This is a genomic window from Pseudomonas paraeruginosa PA7 (genome assembly GCF_000017205.1).
GTDB lineage: Bacteria > Pseudomonadota > Gammaproteobacteria > Pseudomonadales > Pseudomonadaceae > Pseudomonas > Pseudomonas paraeruginosa.
Genome location: NC_009656.1, coordinates 1,136,661 through 1,151,559 on the forward strand (window position 1 = coordinate 1,136,661; position 14,899 = coordinate 1,151,559).

Below are 14,899 nucleotides of genomic sequence, written 5' to 3' on the forward strand. Positions count from 1 at the left end.
ACAGGCAAGATGTTTCCCATGCGAACCGACAGGAAATCCACCATGAGTATCGATTCCGACGACGGGTTCGTCGTCGCCCGCACGGCCGAGGAGGCCGTCGACCGCCTCGCCGCGCTGCATCGCGAGGCTACTTCGGCGCTGAGCCAGGCGCTCAAGCGCTACATCAAGGAGCGCGTCGAGCCGAGCGAGGCCGAGCGGCAGAACTTCCACTACCCGCAACTGCGCATCGGCTACCGCTGCCAGGGCGAGGTGCCGTCCTCTACCCGCGCCTACGCCAAGGTCCAGGTGCCGGGCGACTATAGTGTCACCGTCACCCACCCCGACGCCTTCCGCAAGTACCTGCTGGAACAGTTGCGTCCGCTGATGGACGATTTCACCGTGCAGGTGCAGGTCGGCCCGAGCCAACAGGACATTCCCTATCCCTACGTGGTCGAGCAGGGCGACGAGCTGGCCGGCTCCGGGGTGACCGCCGCCGAGCTGGCGCGGGTGTTCCCCAGCACCGACCTGTCCGCCGCCTCCGACGACATCGCCGATGGGCTCTACGAATGGGAGCGCGCCGACCAGTTGCCGTTGGCGCTGTTCGACGCCGCGCGGGTGGACTTCTCCCTGCGCCGCCTGGTGCACTACACCGGCAGCGACTGGCGCCACGTTCAGCCGTGGATCCTGCTGACCAACTACCACCGCTACGTCGACCAGTTCATCCGCCTCGGCCTGACCCGCCTGCGCGAGGACCCGCGCTTCGTGCGCATGGTCCTGCCGGGCAACGTGATCATCGAGCGCGGGATGGACGAGGGCGAGGCCAACGCCATCGTCGCCGGGGTGGTCTGGCACCGCTACCAGATGCCGGCCTACCACCTGATCGCCGCCGACGGCGACGGCATCACCCTGGTCAACATCGGGGTCGGCCCGTCCAACGCGAAGAACATCACCGACCACCTGGCCGTGCTGCGTCCGCATTGCTGGCTGATGATCGGCCACTGCGGCGGCCTGCGGCAGTCGCAGACCATCGGCGACTACGTGCTGGCCCATGCCTACATGCGCCGCGACGGCATTCTCGACCGCGCCCTGCCGCCGCATATCCCGATCCCGGCGCTGGCCGAGGTCCAGGTGGCCCTGCAGGAGGCCGCCGCCGACGTCACCGGCGAGCGTGGCGAAGCCCTCAAGCGGCGCCTGCGCACCGGCACCGTGCTGACCTACGACGACCGCAACTGGGAACTGCGCTGGGCCCAGGAGCGGCCGCTGATCAACCTGGCGCGGGCCATCGCGGTGGACATGGAGAGCGGTACGATCGCCGCCCAGGGCTATCGCCTGCGGGTGCCCTACGGCACGCTGCTGTGCGTCTCGGACAAGCCGCTGCACAGCGAGATCAAGCTGCCCGGCTCGGCCAACGCCTTCTACGAGCGCGCGGTGAACCAGCACCTGCGGATCGGCATCGCTGCCCTCGACCTGCTGCGCAGCCAGCTCAACTCGCTGCACTCGCGCAAGTTGCGCAGTTTCGACGAGCCGCCGTTCCGTTGAGCCGTCGCCTCCCGCCTTCCTCGTGAAAACCGGGGGCGCCCCGCTACGCCGCGCGACGTCGAGGGCTTACAATGATGGCCCTTCGCTCCGCGCGGAACCGCGGCGCCTCCTGCCGGTCGGAACGACCATGCCTGCCCATCGATGTGAACCCCATGCCGTTCAGTGCCCCGCCCCATCTCAGCAACCCGCTGCGTCGTTTCGCCCGCCGCCTGGTGCCGGACGGCACGCCGGAAGTGGCATCGCCCCTGCCGATGCCGGAAAGCCTGGCTGGCGAGCCGTGGTTCTCGGTCGGGCGGGCGGTGGACAGCCTCGGTGGTGAGCGGGTCGACGGCTGGATCCTCGAAGAATGGCGCGGCCTGGCCTTGCGCGCGCGGTTCGGTGCCTGCTGGCGCGATCCGCGCGGCAACCTGTGGAACGTCCTGCCGCAGGCGCAAGCCATCGCCTTCCTGGCCGATCCGCAACGGCGCTACGAAGGCGTGCCGCTGGCCGACCAGTACCAGGCGCTGAGTCGCGACGTGCTGCTGGAGGACTACCTCGGCCTGCAGCGCCGGTTGTCCCGCGCCGGACTCGACGAGGAAGCCCGCGAGCGCCTGGCCGGCATGTCCGGGCGCCTGGAAAGCTGGCTGGCGCTCGGCGGTCGCGCTGACCAGGCCTGCCCCTGTGGCAGCGGCAAGCGCTACCGCAATTGCTGCACGCGCCTGGTGTCCTCGACCTCCTGAACCTGCTCGGCGCGCGGCGCGACGCGCCACTGTTCGCCCGGCTTCGGCGCCCGGAAGCTGGTGGCGTCCACGCCCTGGGCGAGCAGCGCCGCCCGGAGCGCCCGGGGCGGGTCGTCCTGCTCTTCGTCGGTGAGATTGAAGGTGCCGAAGTGGATGGCCATGCTGGTTTGCGCCTGCAGCGTGCGATGGGCCTGCACCGCGTCCTCGGGGTTCATGTGGTGGTTGCGCATGAACCAGCGCGGCGCGTAGGCGCCGATCGGCAGGGCGGCGAAGCGCAGCGGCCCGAAGCGCCGGCGGATCAGCTCGAACTCCGGGCCTAGCCCGGTATCGCCGGGGAACAGCAACGGGCCGTCCGGCGAGTCGATGACGAAGCCGAGCCAGAGCGTGCGGTTGGTGTCGCTGCGGGTGCGCGACGACCAGTGCTGCACCGGTACGCCGTGGAGGGTCATGCCCTCGCCCAGCGCCAGCTCCTGCCACCAGTCGATTTCCTCGACATCGACGAAGCCGGTCCGGCGGATCAGCCCGGCGTTGCCCAGGCCGCTGACCACCTTGGCCGCCGGCCAGCGCCGGTGGAGCTGGCGCAGGCTTTCCAGGTCGAGGTGATCGTAGTGGTTGTGGCTGACCAGGATCAGGTCGATCGGCGGCAACTGGTCGAGGGTCAGTCCGGGTGGGTGGTGGCGCTTCGGGCCGATGAAGGGGAGCGGGCTGACTCGCTGCGACCAGACCGGGTCGGTGAGGATGTTCAGGCCACGGTGCTGGATCAGCAGGGTGGCGTGGTTGATGTAGGTGACCCGCAATTCGTCGCCGTGTGCGCGTTCGTCCACCCTGGCCGGGGTTTCCGTGGGCGGCAGGGCGATCCAGGGGCGCTGCGGCGGACGGTTCCATTGCCACTTGAGCAGGTCGCGCAGGCTCTTCTGCTCGGTGGGCTGGATGTTGCGGAAACGCTCGCCGTCGAAATGATCCGAGGGCGGGCCCTGGTAGGCGCTGCCGGTGCAGCCGGCCAGGGTCAGCAGGCTGATCAGCCAGGTGGGACGCAGGGAAGGCATGAGGGGATGCTCTTGCGGTCAGGCTCGCCGACAACCTAGCATGCCGCCCGGTATCCCGATCAAGCCAACTCGTTTCCAGTCATGTCCCGTCCCCCGCGTTCTTCCCAGCGTCCTCCCGCCCGGTCCGCGCCGCGTCGCGTGCCCAAGGCGCCACCGAGCGAGCCGAGGCTGCTGCTGTTCAACAAGCCGTTCGACGTACTGACCCAGTTCAACGACGAGCGAGGTCGGTCGACCCTCAAGGACTTCATCCCGGTGCCGGGCGTGTATCCGGCCGGGCGCCTGGACCGCGACAGCGAGGGTCTGCTGCTGCTGACCAACGATGGGCGCCTGCAGGCGCGCATCGCCGACCCCCGGCACAAGCTGCCGAAGACCTACTGGGTACAGGTCGAAGGCACGCCGGAGGAGGATCAATTGCGGCGTCTGCGCGAGGGGGTGACGCTCAACGACGGCCCGAGCCTGCCCGCCGAGGCGCGTCTGCTGGACGAGCCGGCCTTGTGGGAGCGGGTGCCGCCGGTGCGTTTTCGCAAGTCGGTGCCGACCCACTGGCTGGAGCTGGTGATCCGCGAGGGGCGCAATCGCCAGGTGCGGCGGATGACGGCGGCGGTGGGCTTGCCGACGCTGCGGCTGGTGCGGGTGCGGATCGGTCCCTGGAGCCTGGACGGCCTGGGCCTGGGGGAGTGGCGGGAAGTGCCGGCGCGGCTGGACTGACGAGAGGGGCGTCGTCCAGCGGGCGCGGACCGATCAGTAGTACGACTTGATCACGGCGATGCCGCGACCCATCACGTCGCGCCAGGCGTCGCGGGTCTCGGCGTCGCAGTCGCGGTCGTGCTCGGCGACCGCCATCAGCAGGGCGTCGAGCCACAGGTCGTAGAGTTCCGGACGGATATCCAGCGCGGCGCGCGAATGACTGGCGCCGAGGGCGCGCAGCTTGCTGTCGGACATGCCGCGAGCGTACATCACCAGGTTCATGATCCCGGCGCGCAGCAGGTGTTTCTGCGCGGTCATGTCGGTGGTGGCGAACTTGCCGCGAATCTGCGGGGAACTGGCAAGGAAATGCCGGTAGAAATCATCGAAGAATCCGGTGCTGGCACAGCAGCGTCCATAACTCTGCATGACGCGGTCGGCGGCGTTCATGGCGACTCCCTTGTTCTAGGCAATGGCAAGGCGAGCCGGCCCCGTTGGGTGGGCCGGCGGATGGATAACGAGTAGTTGGATGACGCGCGCGGCGGCGGGGTTACATACCCGCGCCTTCGAGGCTGCCGATGACCAGGCCCTTGATGATGAAGCCCAGCACGCCCAGGCCGAGGGCGAAGAACAGGATCAGGGTGCCGAACTTGCCGGCCTTGGATTTCTTCGCCAGGTCCCAGACGATGAAAGCCATGAACAGGATCAGGACGGTCACCAGACCGGTCATCATCCACTCTTCGAACAGTTCGGGATCCATTGGCAACCTCCGGATTTTCAAGCAAACGAAGTCCGGCTCGCGGTCGGACGGAGCGTGCCATGGGGGGCGGGCAAGGCGTTTATCGTTCTACGAGCGGGAGCTCTTTATGTGCGGGGGCCACGCGGGCATGACAACTGAAACAGGCTGCCGATTATACGGCATGCCGCCTGTTCCGTGTCATGTCCCAAGTCTCGCTCCGATCAATCGCGCAGGTGCTCCAGCGGCAGTTCGGTACTCGCCAGTACCTGGTTCAGGACGAAACTGGAGCGCACGCTGGAGACCCCTTCGATGCGCGTGAGGGTACCGAGCAGGAGCTTCTGGTAATGGTCCATGTCCGGCACCACGACCTTCAGCTGGTAGTCCGCGTCCATTCCGGTGACCAGGCTGCACTCCAGCACTTCCGGGCATTTGCCGATGACTTCCTGGAAGTGCTCGAAGCGTTCCGGGGTGTGCCGGTCCATGCCGATGAGGACGAAGGCGGTGAGGCTCAGGCCGAGCTTCTTGCGGTCCAGCAGGGCCACCTGGCGGACGATGTAGCCGTCGTCCTCGAGCTGCTTGACCCGTCGCGAACAGGGCGATGGCGACAGGCCTATCCGTTCTGCCAGTTCCTGGTTGGAGATGCGTGCGTCGCGCTGGAGCTCTTCGAGAATACGCAGGTCGTAGCGGTCGAGTTTGTTCATGGCGAGGGATTCTTTCGGGTTGATTGCCGTTGGCAAGGTGTATTTGAGTGATTTATTGCGCAATAAGTCTTATGGTGAGCAATATTAGCAATCATTGGTCGCGCCTGGCGACGTATTCTTTTACCCAGATTCACGGCCCGGACATCTCGTCCATCACGGCACGCCCAATCAGGCCTGCCGTGGCCGCCGACCCTACAGGGTTGCGCCGGCCTCCGGGTTGCACACCGCCCAGAAGGTGGAGTGAGGTGAGCCGCCGCCAACAGCGCCGAGCCAGGACAGTTACTCCGGAAGGGAGGTCGACGGACCTCCCTTTTTCTTTGCCCGCGATTCGCTACGAGTGCCAGCGCTGGGCGGTGGGCCAAAGCGGCTTCGACCCGGCGGCGGCCTACGCGCCGGCCGCCGGGTCGCCAACGGCTACCGGCGGGCCAGGGCGGCTTGCCTGAGCGGGCGTGGCTACAGCGTCAACTGATGGTTTCCCTGCCGACCACTTCCTGCGGGTCGGCGTGGACCAGCACCTCGGCCTTCGGGTATTCGCGCCTGATCGCCAGCACCGCCTGGTCGGTCAGCGCGTGGGCGGTGGAGAGGCTCAACTCGCCGGGCAACTCGAGGTGCAACTGGACGAACCAGTGGTTGCCGGAGATGCGCGTGCGCACGTCGTGCGCGCCGAGCACGCCCGGCACGCTGCAGGCCAGTTCCCGCATGCGCTCGCTGATATCGGTCGGCAGCTCGCGGTCCATCAGGATCGACACCGACTCGCGGGCGATCTGCAGTGCGCTCCAGAGGATGTACAGGGCGATGCCGAGGCCGAACAGGCCGTCGCTCTGCGGCCAGCCGTAACGGGTCAGCAGCAGCGCCACGAGGATGCTGGCGTTGAGCAGCAGGTCCGAGCGGTAGTGCAGCGAGTCGGCGCGGATCGCGGTGGAGCCGGTGCGGCGGATGACATGGGTCTGGAAGGCCAGGAGCAGGGCGGTCAGCAGCAGCGACAGGAGCATCACCGCGATGCCCCAGTCGGCCGAGCCGAGGGGCTGCGGATCGCGCAGTTGCTCGAGCGCCTGGATCCCCACCAGCACTGCGCTGGCGCCGATGAACATGGCCTGGGCCAGGCCGGCCAGCGCTTCCGCCTTGCCGTGGCCGTAGCGGTGGTCGTCGTCCGCCGGGCGCAGCGAATAATGCACCGCCAGCAGGTTGAGCAGCGAGGCGGCGCTGTCCAGCAGGGAGTCGGTGAGGCCGGCGAGCAGGCTCACCGAACCGCTCAGCCACCAGGCGATGGCCTTGCCGATGACCAGGGTGACGGCGACGCCGAGCGAGGCCAGGGTGGCCAGGCGCAGCAGGCGGGCATGGGGGGAATCGGGACTCATGGGGCGCTTCTGCGAGGAGACTGGCGCCACTGTAAACCAACCGGGTGGCGACCGGGCACTGCTGCACGGTCGCGCCGCGACGACGGATCAGGCGGCCGGCTTCAGGCCATAGGCCGCCAGTTGCTCGAGGTTGCCGCTGTGGCGGATCAGGCGCGGGTCGTCGAGCGGCAGCTCGCGGCCGATCTCGCGCTCGAGGATCGCCTTGAGCTTGCGGTTGTCGACCTTGCCGTCCGCGCCGACGGCATCCTTGAGCACTTCCGGGGCGACCGAGTACTTGGCGTCGGGCAGGTAGATGGCGCCGGTGGCGAAGTCGACGCCGAAGGCGATCAGGCCGGGGATGATATAGAACAGCAGGCCGATGGCGTCGAAGGCGACGATGGCCGGGTCGATGCGGCCGTCGATCTGGCCGCGCCGCTCGGGGTAGAACAGCGTACCGCAGGCCGACAGCTGGCTCAGCAGGGCGGCGCTGAGAACGGCACAGGAAACGCGGGTGGCAAGGCGCATGGAGGACCTCCGGGTGGACATGACGGCGAACTATAGCAATCGGCCAGGGTTCGGCAATCTTCTGGCCTGGACATGACGATAAGACCGTCGAAGGCGCTCGCCGGTTCGCCGGTATACTGCGTCGGACTGTCCGGAGCCACCATGATTTCCCTACCCATCGATGCCGTTCTTCCCGCCTTGCGCCAAGCCCTTGGCGAACACCACCAGGCCGTGCTCGAAGCCCCGCCGGGCGCCGGCAAGACCACCCGGGTGCCGCTGGCCCTGCTCGGCGAGCCCTGGCTCGCCGGCCAGCGCATCCTCATGCTCGAACCGCGCCGGCTGGCGGCGCGCGCGGCGGCCGAGCGGCTGGCCGCCGAGCTGGGGGAGCGGGTCGGCGAGACCGTCGGCTATCGCATCCGCCTGGAGAACAAGGTCGGTCCGCGGACCCGCATCGAAGTGGTCACCGAGGGCATACTCGCCCGCCGCCTGCAGGACGATCCGGCGCTGGAAGGCGTCGGCCTGGTGATCTTCGACGAATTCCACGAGCGCAGCCTGGATGCCGACCTGGCCCTGGCGTTGACCCTCAATGGCCGCGAACTGTTGCGCGACGAGCCGCCGCTGAAAGTGCTGGTGATGTCGGCGACCCTGGAGGGCGAGCGCCTTGCGGCGCTGCTCGGCGAGGCGCCGGTGGTGCGCAGCGAAGGACGCATGTTCCCGGTGGATATCCGCTGGGGGCGGCCGGCGCAACCCGGCGAGTTCATCGAGCCGCGGGTGCAGCAGGCGGTGCTCCAGGCGCTGGCGGAGGAAAGCGGCAGCGTGCTGGTCTTTCTTCCCGGACAGGCCGAGATCCGCCGCGTACACGACGGCCTGCGCGAGGCTCTCGAGGGACGCGACGCGGTGCTGCTCTGCCCGCTGCATGGCGAACTCGATCTCGCCGCCCAGCGCGCCGCTATCGAGCCGGCGCCGGCCGGGGTGCGCAAGGTGGTGCTGGCGACCAACATCGCCGAGACCAGCCTGACCATCGATGGCGTGCGAGTGGTGATCGACGCCGGCCTGGCGCGGGTGCCGCGCTTCGATCCGGGCAGCGGCATGACCCGCCTGGAGACCCAGCGCATCTCCCGCGCCTCCGCCACCCAGCGTGCCGGTCGCGCCGGGCGCCTGGAGCCGGGGGTGTGCTACCGGCTGTGGTCGGAGACCCAGCACGAACAGTTGCCGGCCTATGGCAGCGCGGAAATCCTCCAGGCCGATCTCGCCGGGCTGGCCCTGCAACTGGCGCGCTGGGGCGTGGCGCCGGAGGAGCTGGCCTGGCTCGACGCGCCGCCCGCGGCGGCCTATGCCCAGGCCCGCGACCTGCTCGGGCGGCTGGGTGCGCTGAACGCCAGCGGCGCGCTGAGCGCCCATGGCCAGGCGATGGCCGAGTTGCCGACCCACCCGCGCATTGCCCACCTGCTGCTGCGCGGCCAGGCCCTCGGCCTTGGCGAACTGGCTTGCAACGTAGCGGCGCTGCTCGGCGAACGCGATATACAGCGTGGCGGCGGTGCCGACCTGCACAGTCGTCTCGCCCTGCTCGCCGGCGAAGCCCGCGCTGGCGCCTCGCGAAGCGCGGTACAGCGCGCCCGGCAACTGGCCCGGCAGTTCCGCGGCTACCTGCGCGGGCCGGTCGCCGAGGCGGTGGTCGATCCCGGGCATCCGCGCTGGCTCGGCTGCCTGCTGGCCTTCGCCTATCCCGACCGCGTCGCCCGCCAGCGCCGCGCCGGCGGCGGCGACTACCGGCTGGCCAACGGTCGCGCCGCGCAGTTCGGCGAGCCGGACAGCCTGATGAAACAGCCCTGGCTGGTGATCGCCGACCTCGGCAGTCGCCAGGGCCAGCGCGAGGAGCGCATCTACCTGGCGGCCGAACTCGACCCGGCGCTGTTCGACACGGTCCTGGTGGAACAGGTCGGCCTGCACGACGAACTGGAGTGGGACGAGCGCGAGGGCGTGCTGCGCGCCGAGCGTCAGCGCAAGGTCGGCGAGCTGGTGCTGTCCAGCGAGGCGCTGCCCGGCCTCGACGAGGCGGCGCGCAGCCGGGCGCTGATCGGACTGGTCCGGCGCAAGGGACTGGAGTTGTTGCCCTGGACCCCGGAGCTACGCCAGTGGCAGGCGCGCATCAGCCTGTTGCGTCGGCTCGACCTCGAACGGGGCGATACCAGCGACTGGCCCGACCTCGGCGACGCGGCCCTGCTGGCGCGCCTGGAGGATTGGCTGCAACCCTACCTCGGCAAGGTCACCCGCCAGGCCCATTTCGCCAATCTCGACCTCGCCTCGATGCTCGCCGGCCTGCTGCCCTGGCCGCTGCCGCAGCGCCTCGACGAATGGGCGCCGAAAACCCTGGAAGTACCCTCCGGTTCGCGGATCCGCCTGGACTACAGCGAAACCCCGCCGATCCTCGCGGTGCGCCTGCAGGAGCTGTTCGGCCTGGGCGACACCCCGCGCATCGCCCAGGGCCGCCTGGCGGTGAAGCTGCACCTGCTGTCTCCCGCGCAGCGCCCGGTGCAGGTGACCCAGGACCTGGCGAATTTCTGGCGCAGCACCTACGCGGAGGTGAAGAAGGACCTCAAGGGGCGCTATCCCAAGCACTACTGGCCGGACGACCCGCTGATCGCCGAGGCCACCGCGCGGGCCAGGCCGCGCAAGTAGCCGGCGACGCTCAGAGCACCCGGGTCAGGTCGTCGTCGAGGAAGTGACGGAAGCTCAGGCGCTGGCCGTCGGCGAAGTCGAAATGGCTGTCCAGGGTCGGCCCGTTGAGGACGAACCCCAGGTCCAGCAGGCGCACGCCGACCAGCCCGCGCTGCTGGCCGAGGTCGTGCAGGCGATATTCGCCGGGTCCCTCGTCGCGCTCGCAGGGGCGCGGCGCCTCGCCGCTGCGCCAGAACACCGTCTCACCCTCGAAGTAGAGGCGGTACCAGCGCTGCCCGAACTGCAGGTAGACCACGTTCACCGGGTCCGCCGGGCGCCCCTCCCACCACCATTCCTGGATCAGCAGCGACTGGCAGACCTGGCCGAGCAGGGCGGGCTGTTCACCGTTTATCGTGCAGCAGGGAATCGCGGTGTGCATCGGGCTCCTCCTCCGGGGGCGGGGGTCACAGCAGGGACAGGTCGGCGCCGTTCCTGCGCAACTGGTCGTAGGCCTGGTCCAGGCGGTCGCGCAGCGCCTCGGCGCCGGGCACGTGGCGCGAAACGATCATCCGCAGCGGCAGGCGCTGCAGTTCCTGGCTGGCCAGGGGCTGGTGGCTCGCCGCCTCCACTGGCGCCTGGTAATCCAGCAGGTAGTCGCCGCGCCCCAGTTCGAGCATGCGCAAGGCGGCCTGGTGGCTACCGGTACGGTACAGCCGCAGGCGCAGGGCGGGGTCATGGATGAAGTCGGTGGCCGGCTTCCAGTAGCTGTAGCCGCTGATCAGGATCAGCCGGCGCCCGGCCAGGTCCTGGGGAATGCGCGGGGCCGGCTGTCGCGCCGGGTAGTACAGGTTCAGGCTGACATGGCCGAGCACGCGCCGTGCCTGCAGGGTGTCGGCGGCCAGATCTGGCTTGGCGGCGCCGGCCCAGAGCGCCACGCTGCCGTCGCGCAGCCCGAGGTACAGGCGGGCGCTGGGCAGGGCGCGGAAATTCGCTCGGTAGCCGGCCTGCCCCAGCAGCAGGCGTACCAGGCGCGCGCCAGGACCGACGGCCCGACCGTTCGCGGCGGTATGGATATAAGGCGGGAATTCGTAATAGCCGACGTTCAGCGCGGGCCGGGCATCCTGCGCGCGGAGCGGCGGTGCGACCAGCAGGACGAGCGCCAGCAGCGCTAACAGCGGCGTGGAAGGGCGTAGGGGCATGCGATGCGGCCTTGCCGTTTTCTTGTTGTTATCGATTGGGGGCGAAGCATGCGGCGCGCCGGGCCGCTTGTCCAGCCCGGCGCGCGGTCGTTCAGTGGGGCAGGAGGAAGCGCGCGCTGAGTGGCAGGTGATTGGAAATCTGCAGCGTATCGCTGCGTCGTACCCGTGCCTCGAGGCGGGTCAGCGAGGGGCTGTGGAACAGGTAATCGAGTGTCCGGTCCGGCCCGTGGACCCGCGGATCGTTGGGGAAGTGCGTGTACCAGCGCATCTGGTCGACGCCGCCGGCTTCCTCCAGCGAGGGCACCATCGGGTAACGCCCGCTGAGGAGCGCCAGTTCGCTGTCCGCGCGATAAGGCGCGCGCAGCGGCTCCAGAAGGTAGGCGTACTGGCCGGGCGGCAGCAGGTTGAGGTCGCCGCCGAGCAACCAGGGCGTGCGTCGGGCCTGGAGTTCATCGAGCAGCGCGCGGGTCATTTCGACCTGGCGCTGCAAGGTGTCGTCCTGTTCCCGCGGGCGGTCGAAGCGGGCGTTGAGCACCGCCAGTGCGCCGCCGCCGTCGATCGGCAGGTGGCTGACCAGGATCGCCGGGCGCGGCCCGAACAGGCGGTCGAACAGCCCGCCGTCGCGCTGTGGCAACTGGCGGCGTTCGGCGCTGTCGATGCGGTAGCGGCTCAGGGTGGCCTGCTTGCGGCCGACGCTACCGAAGATGTGCGGGGTCGGCACGAAGGCCGACTTCCATTCGTAGGCCTGGGTGCTGCAGGGATAGAGGTCGTTGATGCGTTCCTGGATCAGTACCAGCTGGTCCTGGTCGTCGGTGGCGCTGGAGCCGTCGTCGATTTCCTGCAGCAGGACTAGGTCCGGTTGCTCGTCGCGGATGACCCGGACCACTTCATCGAGGGTGAACGCGAGGTCCTCGGCGGTCGGCCGCTGGTCGGGGCCGGTGGCGTCGGGCAGGTCGTCCCAGAAGATGTAGCGCTTGCCGGCCAGGTACTGGATGTTCCAGGTCATCACCTTCAGCGCCTGGCCTGGCTTCAGCGTTGGCGTGGAGCCCTGGCAGTGCAGGGGCGCGGCTTCGCGCTCGGCCGGTTGCCAGCTCAGCAGGTAGCTGGCGAGCAGGGCGCCGCCGACCAGCAGGAGCAGGCCGATGAACAGCAGGTTGCGTAGACGGGGCAGGGACATCGCGATCGAGACTGGGCCGGAAAGGACCAGAGCATAGAGCTTGCCGCCGCGTATTTCATCCTTGCCGCATGAATTGAGGCAGGGTTCGCGTTTTTTCGAGCGGGAGCAACGAGCCGGCCGCGCAGGGGCTCCCGCGGCCAGGCGTATCGTCACGAGGCGCTGCGTCCGCCGGGCTCGGGCTGCCGCCCCGCGTGGCGATCAGTGGGTGTGGTCGTGGCTATCGAAACCCTGGCCCGGGTCCCAATAGGAGGCCTCCACCTTGTGCCCGTCGGGATCGCGGATGAAGCACCCGTAGTAGGGCTCGCCGTACTCCGGGCGGGGGCCGGGCGCGCCGTCGTCGCGGGCGCCGGCGGCGAGGGCGGCGGCGTGGAAAGCGTCGACCTGGGCCTTGCTGTTGGCGAGGAAGCCGACATGGCTGCCGTTGCCGGTACTGGCCGGACGCCCATCGATAGGCGCCTGCACCCAGAATTCCGGATAGAGCCTGCCATAGGCCACTGCCCCGGGATGCTCGAGGATCACCTTGCAGCCCAGGGTGGCCAGCACCGCGTCGTAGAAGGCCCTGGCCCGGGGCAAGTCGTTGGTGCCGATGGACAGGTGGGAGATGCAGCTGGGGTTGGCCGATTCGTCGCTCATGGCGTATTCCTCGCGGGTCGGGCCTCCAAGGATAGGCTACCGGCGTGGATCGGCGCGTGACCGCGTTCAGCTCAGCTCGCGGGGCGCCGGACCGAGACTGTAGATGCGGAAGGCGACGATGGTCAGCAGCAGCTGGAAGAACCCGCTCAGGGTATGCAGGCCGACCTTCAATATCACGGCTTCGCCGGCCGAGTCGGCGAGCCAGGCTTCCAGGCTCCAGACCGGCAGCAGGATCACCAGCGAGCAAGCGAGGATGACGAAGAACCGCCCGCGGGTGAACTCGAAACTTTCCCGCAGCGCCTGCAGCGGGCTGCGCCCGCGCAGGACCAGGCAGAACTCGGCGAACGCCAGCTTCACCATGACGAAGATCCCCGGCAGGATCAGCAGCGACAGGCCGAGCACGATCAGCAGCGAGGTCAGCGCCGCGAGCAGGGCGAAACCCGGCCACAGGCGCAGGGCGGCGCTCCACAACTGGCCGATGCGGGGCCGCTCGTCGCGGCCGCGGGCGTCCATGAACAGGATCAGCGCGGCGGTGTAGAGCGGGTAGAAGAGCAGTCCGGCGACCAGGCTCCAGGCGCCCATCTGCTGGGGGCCGACTGCCTCGTCGATCTGTTGCTGGACCAGGCTCTCGAGGAAGATCCAGGGCAGGCAGAGCGGCACCAGGGTGGTCAGGTGGCGGGTGAAGAAAAACCAGGCGTCACGCAGCGGCAGCAGAGGATTCATCGCGGGTCGGCAGATCGGGGTCGAGCCCGCGACTCTACCGCAGCCGGCCCGCCGAGGCCAACGCCCGGCGGCCGGCTGCGGGTTTTCAGGCGGCTTCGCGGGCCCGAGCCTGCTCCAATTCGCGAACCAGCGGCAGCACGTGCTTGCCGAAATACTCGACTTCTTCGTGGAAATGCAGGAAAGCCGAAAGCACCAGGTCGACGCCGGCGGCCTTCAGCGCGACGATTCGCTCGGCGACCTGCCGCGGGGTGCCGATCAGGTTGGTCTTGAAACCGTCGTTGTATTGCACCAGGTCCTCGAAAGTCGATTTGGCCCAGTTGCCTTCACCCTCAGGCGAGGCCTTGCCGGCCTGCTTCACCGCGTCGCCGAAGGCATTCACCGCCTCGTAGTCGGCCTTGGCGATGATCTCGTCGAGCACAGCCCGCGCCTCTTCTTCGCTGTCGCGGGCGATGATGAAGGCGTTTACCCCGACCTTCACCGAATGGCCGTTGGCCGCCGCCTTGGCACGGACATCCTCGACCTGGGCGCGGATGCCCTCGACGCTGTTGCCGTTGGTGAAGTACCAGTCGGACACGCGCGAGGCCATGTCCCGCGCCGCCCGCGAACTGCCGCCCTGGAAGATTTCCGGGTGCGGCTGCTGGATCGGCTTGGGTTTCAGGCTGTAGTCGTGGAAGCGATAGAAGTCGCCCCTGAACGTGAAGTTCTCCTCGGTCCAGATGCCTTTCAGCACGCGGATGAACTCCTCGGAGCGACGGTAGCGTTCGTCGTGTTCCAGCCAGGGTTCGCCGATGCCGGTGAACTCGCCCTTGAACCAGCCGCTGACGATGTTCACCGCGACCCGGCCGTTGGTCAGCTGGTCGATGGTCGCCAACTGCTTGGCCACCACCGCCGGATGCCAAGGACCGGGCAGGATCGCCGCGATCACTTTGAGCTTTTCGGTGGCCGCCAGCAGGGCGTGGCTGATGGCCACCGACTCGTGCTGGTACTCGGCGCCGTAGCCAGCGGTGAAGCGGATCTGCGAGAGGGCGTAGTCGAAACCGTTGCGCTCGGCCAGTCGGGCCAGTTTGCGGTTGTAGTCGATGTCCCAGCTGGTGCGCTGCTCGATCCTGCTCACCACCAGGCCGCCGCTGACGTTGGGGACCCAGTAGGCGAAGCGGATCGGCTGTTGCTCTTGGCTCATCGGGGTTATCTCCGGGTAGGGGCGTGGTCCGGTGTCTATGAAGGAACTGTGCCATCCCGGATTCATGTTTTCGAATCAATG

Annotated in this window: 16 protein-coding genes and 1 pseudogene; 5 read left to right on the plus strand and 12 right to left on the minus strand. The window is 68.7% G+C overall.

All coding sequences use genetic code 11. The annotated features are described in order from the left end of the window. The first annotated feature begins 18 nt into the window (after positions 1-18). Entirely contained in the window at positions 19-1,518 is a 1,500-nt protein-coding gene (gene amn / locus PSPA7_RS05410) for an AMP nucleosidase (protein ID WP_023443091.1), read from the plus strand. A 152-nt stretch (positions 1,519-1,670) separates the two neighbouring features. Further along, positions 1,671-2,237 (plus strand): SEC-C metal-binding domain-containing protein, encoded by a 567-nt coding sequence (locus PSPA7_RS05415; protein WP_012074448.1) that lies wholly within the window; start codon positions 1,671-1,673, stop codon positions 2,235-2,237. On the opposite strand, the gene PSPA7_RS05420 is transcribed toward PSPA7_RS05415, so the two are convergent. Continuing rightward, positions 2,195-3,283: an MBL fold metallo-hydrolase gene (locus PSPA7_RS05420; RefSeq protein WP_012074449.1), complete on the minus strand. Its 1,089-nt coding sequence runs from the start codon at positions 3,281-3,283 to the stop codon at positions 2,195-2,197. The genes PSPA7_RS05415 and PSPA7_RS05420 overlap by 43 nt on opposite strands. 138 nt (positions 3,284-3,421) lie before the next feature. Between PSPA7_RS05420 and PSPA7_RS05425 the strand changes: the two genes are divergently transcribed. Then, positions 3,422-3,991 (plus strand): pseudouridine synthase, encoded by a 570-nt coding sequence (locus PSPA7_RS05425; RefSeq protein ID WP_012074450.1) that lies wholly within the window; start codon positions 3,422-3,424, stop codon positions 3,989-3,991. Between the two features lie 33 nt (positions 3,992-4,024). On the opposite strand, the gene PSPA7_RS05430 is transcribed toward PSPA7_RS05425, so the two are convergent. The 3 genes from PSPA7_RS05430 to PSPA7_RS05440 all read right to left on the minus strand — a co-directional run bounded on the left by PSPA7_RS05430 (position 4,025) and on the right by PSPA7_RS05440 (position 5,407). Next, complete coding sequence (locus PSPA7_RS05430; protein ID WP_003154126.1) at positions 4,025-4,417, minus strand: globin; 393 nt, start codon at positions 4,415-4,417, stop codon at positions 4,025-4,027. Positions 4,418-4,517: 100 nt separating this feature from the next. Further along, the gene (locus PSPA7_RS05435) at positions 4,518-4,727 is read right to left on the minus strand and encodes a DUF2788 domain-containing protein (protein ID WP_003093125.1); all 210 of its coding nucleotides are present in this window, start codon (positions 4,725-4,727) and stop codon (positions 4,518-4,520) included. Positions 4,728-4,927: 200 nt separating this feature from the next. Next, positions 4,928-5,407, minus strand: a complete 480-nt coding sequence (locus PSPA7_RS05440) for an Lrp/AsnC family transcriptional regulator (protein ID WP_003106063.1) — start codon at positions 5,405-5,407, stop codon at positions 4,928-4,930. 329 nt (positions 5,408-5,736) lie between these two features. On the opposite strand from PSPA7_RS05440, the pseudogene PSPA7_RS32610 reads away from it, so the two are divergent. Continuing rightward, positions 5,737-5,876, plus strand: a pseudogene (locus PSPA7_RS32610) (DUF6515 family protein); the annotation flags it as partial. Here the strand turns inward: PSPA7_RS32610 and fieF are convergent. Next, entirely contained in the window at positions 5,869-6,765 is an 897-nt protein-coding gene (gene fieF / locus PSPA7_RS05445) for a CDF family cation-efflux transporter FieF (RefSeq protein WP_003154127.1), read from the minus strand. The pseudogene PSPA7_RS32610 and the gene fieF overlap by 8 nt on opposite strands. 87 nt (positions 6,766-6,852) lie before the next feature. Further along, positions 6,853-7,269 (minus strand): periplasmic Zn2+ metallochaperone PmcY, encoded by a 417-nt coding sequence (gene pmcY / locus PSPA7_RS05450; protein WP_012074452.1) that lies wholly within the window; start codon positions 7,267-7,269, stop codon positions 6,853-6,855. A 141-nt stretch (positions 7,270-7,410) separates the two neighbouring features. Between pmcY and hrpB the strand changes: the two genes are divergently transcribed. Further along, complete coding sequence (hrpB, locus tag PSPA7_RS05455; protein ID WP_012074453.1) at positions 7,411-9,927, plus strand: ATP-dependent helicase HrpB; 2,517 nt, start codon at positions 7,411-7,413, stop codon at positions 9,925-9,927. Positions 9,928-9,937: 10 nt separating this feature from the next. On the opposite strand, the gene PSPA7_RS05460 is transcribed toward hrpB, so the two are convergent. The 6 genes from PSPA7_RS05460 to sfnG all read right to left on the minus strand — a co-directional run bounded on the left by PSPA7_RS05460 (position 9,938) and on the right by sfnG (position 14,818). Beyond that, positions 9,938-10,345 carry a hypothetical protein gene (locus PSPA7_RS05460; RefSeq protein WP_012074454.1) on the minus strand — a complete coding sequence of 136 codons (408 nt, stop codon included), beginning with the start codon at positions 10,343-10,345 and terminating at the stop codon, positions 9,938-9,940. A gap of 25 nt (positions 10,346-10,370) precedes the next feature. After that, positions 10,371-11,105, minus strand: a complete 735-nt coding sequence (locus PSPA7_RS05465) for a substrate-binding periplasmic protein (RefSeq protein WP_003157169.1) — start codon at positions 11,103-11,105, stop codon at positions 10,371-10,373. Between the two features lie 91 nt (positions 11,106-11,196). Then, the gene (locus PSPA7_RS05470; RefSeq protein WP_034000254.1) at positions 11,197-12,336 is read right to left on the minus strand and encodes an endonuclease/exonuclease/phosphatase family protein; all 1,140 of its coding nucleotides are present in this window, start codon (positions 12,334-12,336) and stop codon (positions 11,197-11,199) included. 144 nt (positions 12,337-12,480) lie between these two features. After that, the gene (locus PSPA7_RS05475; RefSeq protein ID WP_012074456.1) at positions 12,481-12,915 is read right to left on the minus strand and encodes a VOC family protein; all 435 of its coding nucleotides are present in this window, start codon (positions 12,913-12,915) and stop codon (positions 12,481-12,483) included. A gap of 66 nt (positions 12,916-12,981) precedes the next feature. Beyond that, positions 12,982-13,638 carry a DUF7847 domain-containing protein gene (locus PSPA7_RS05480; protein WP_003156728.1) on the minus strand — a complete coding sequence of 219 codons (657 nt, stop codon included), beginning with the start codon at positions 13,636-13,638 and terminating at the stop codon, positions 12,982-12,984. An 85-nt stretch (positions 13,639-13,723) separates the two neighbouring features. Beyond that, positions 13,724-14,818, minus strand: coding sequence for a dimethylsulfone monooxygenase SfnG (gene sfnG / locus PSPA7_RS05485; RefSeq protein WP_003156730.1), 1,095 nt, complete (start codon positions 14,816-14,818; stop codon positions 13,724-13,726). Between the last annotated feature and the right edge of the window lie 81 nt (positions 14,819-14,899).

Excerpts from the sequence above, each read along its gene's own strand:
- sfnG (WP_003156730.1), bottom strand. The coding sequence starts at position 14,818 with ATGAGCCAAGAGCAACAGCCGATCCGCTTCGCCTACTGGGTCCCCAAC.
- PSPA7_RS05460 (WP_012074454.1), bottom strand. The coding sequence starts at position 10,345 with ATGCACACCGCGATTCCCTGCTGCACGATAAACGGTGAACAGCCCGCC.
- PSPA7_RS05475 (WP_012074456.1), bottom strand. The coding sequence starts at position 12,915 with ATGAGCGACGAATCGGCCAACCCCAGCTGCATCTCCCACCTGTCCATC.
- PSPA7_RS05420 (WP_012074449.1), bottom strand. The coding sequence starts at position 3,283 with ATGCCTTCCCTGCGTCCCACCTGGCTGATCAGCCTGCTGACCCTGGCC.
- PSPA7_RS05430 (WP_003154126.1), bottom strand. The coding sequence starts at position 4,417 with ATGAACGCCGCCGACCGCGTCATGCAGAGTTATGGACGCTGCTGTGCC.
- hrpB (WP_012074453.1), top strand. The coding sequence starts at position 7,411 with ATGATTTCCCTACCCATCGATGCCGTTCTTCCCGCCTTGCGCCAAGCC.
- PSPA7_RS05465 (WP_003157169.1), bottom strand. The coding sequence starts at position 11,105 with ATGCCCCTACGCCCTTCCACGCCGCTGTTAGCGCTGCTGGCGCTCGTC.
- PSPA7_RS05480 (WP_003156728.1), bottom strand. The coding sequence starts at position 13,638 with ATGAATCCTCTGCTGCCGCTGCGTGACGCCTGGTTTTTCTTCACCCGC.
- amn (WP_023443091.1), top strand. The coding sequence starts at position 19 with ATGCGAACCGACAGGAAATCCACCATGAGTATCGATTCCGACGACGGG.
- PSPA7_RS05415 (WP_012074448.1), top strand. The coding sequence starts at position 1,671 with ATGCCGTTCAGTGCCCCGCCCCATCTCAGCAACCCGCTGCGTCGTTTC.
- pmcY (WP_012074452.1), bottom strand. The coding sequence starts at position 7,269 with ATGCGCCTTGCCACCCGCGTTTCCTGTGCCGTTCTCAGCGCCGCCCTG.
- PSPA7_RS05435 (WP_003093125.1), bottom strand. The coding sequence starts at position 4,727 with ATGGATCCCGAACTGTTCGAAGAGTGGATGATGACCGGTCTGGTGACC.
- fieF (WP_003154127.1), bottom strand. The coding sequence starts at position 6,765 with ATGAGTCCCGATTCCCCCCATGCCCGCCTGCTGCGCCTGGCCACCCTG.
- PSPA7_RS05440 (WP_003106063.1), bottom strand. The coding sequence starts at position 5,407 with ATGAACAAACTCGACCGCTACGACCTGCGTATTCTCGAAGAGCTCCAG.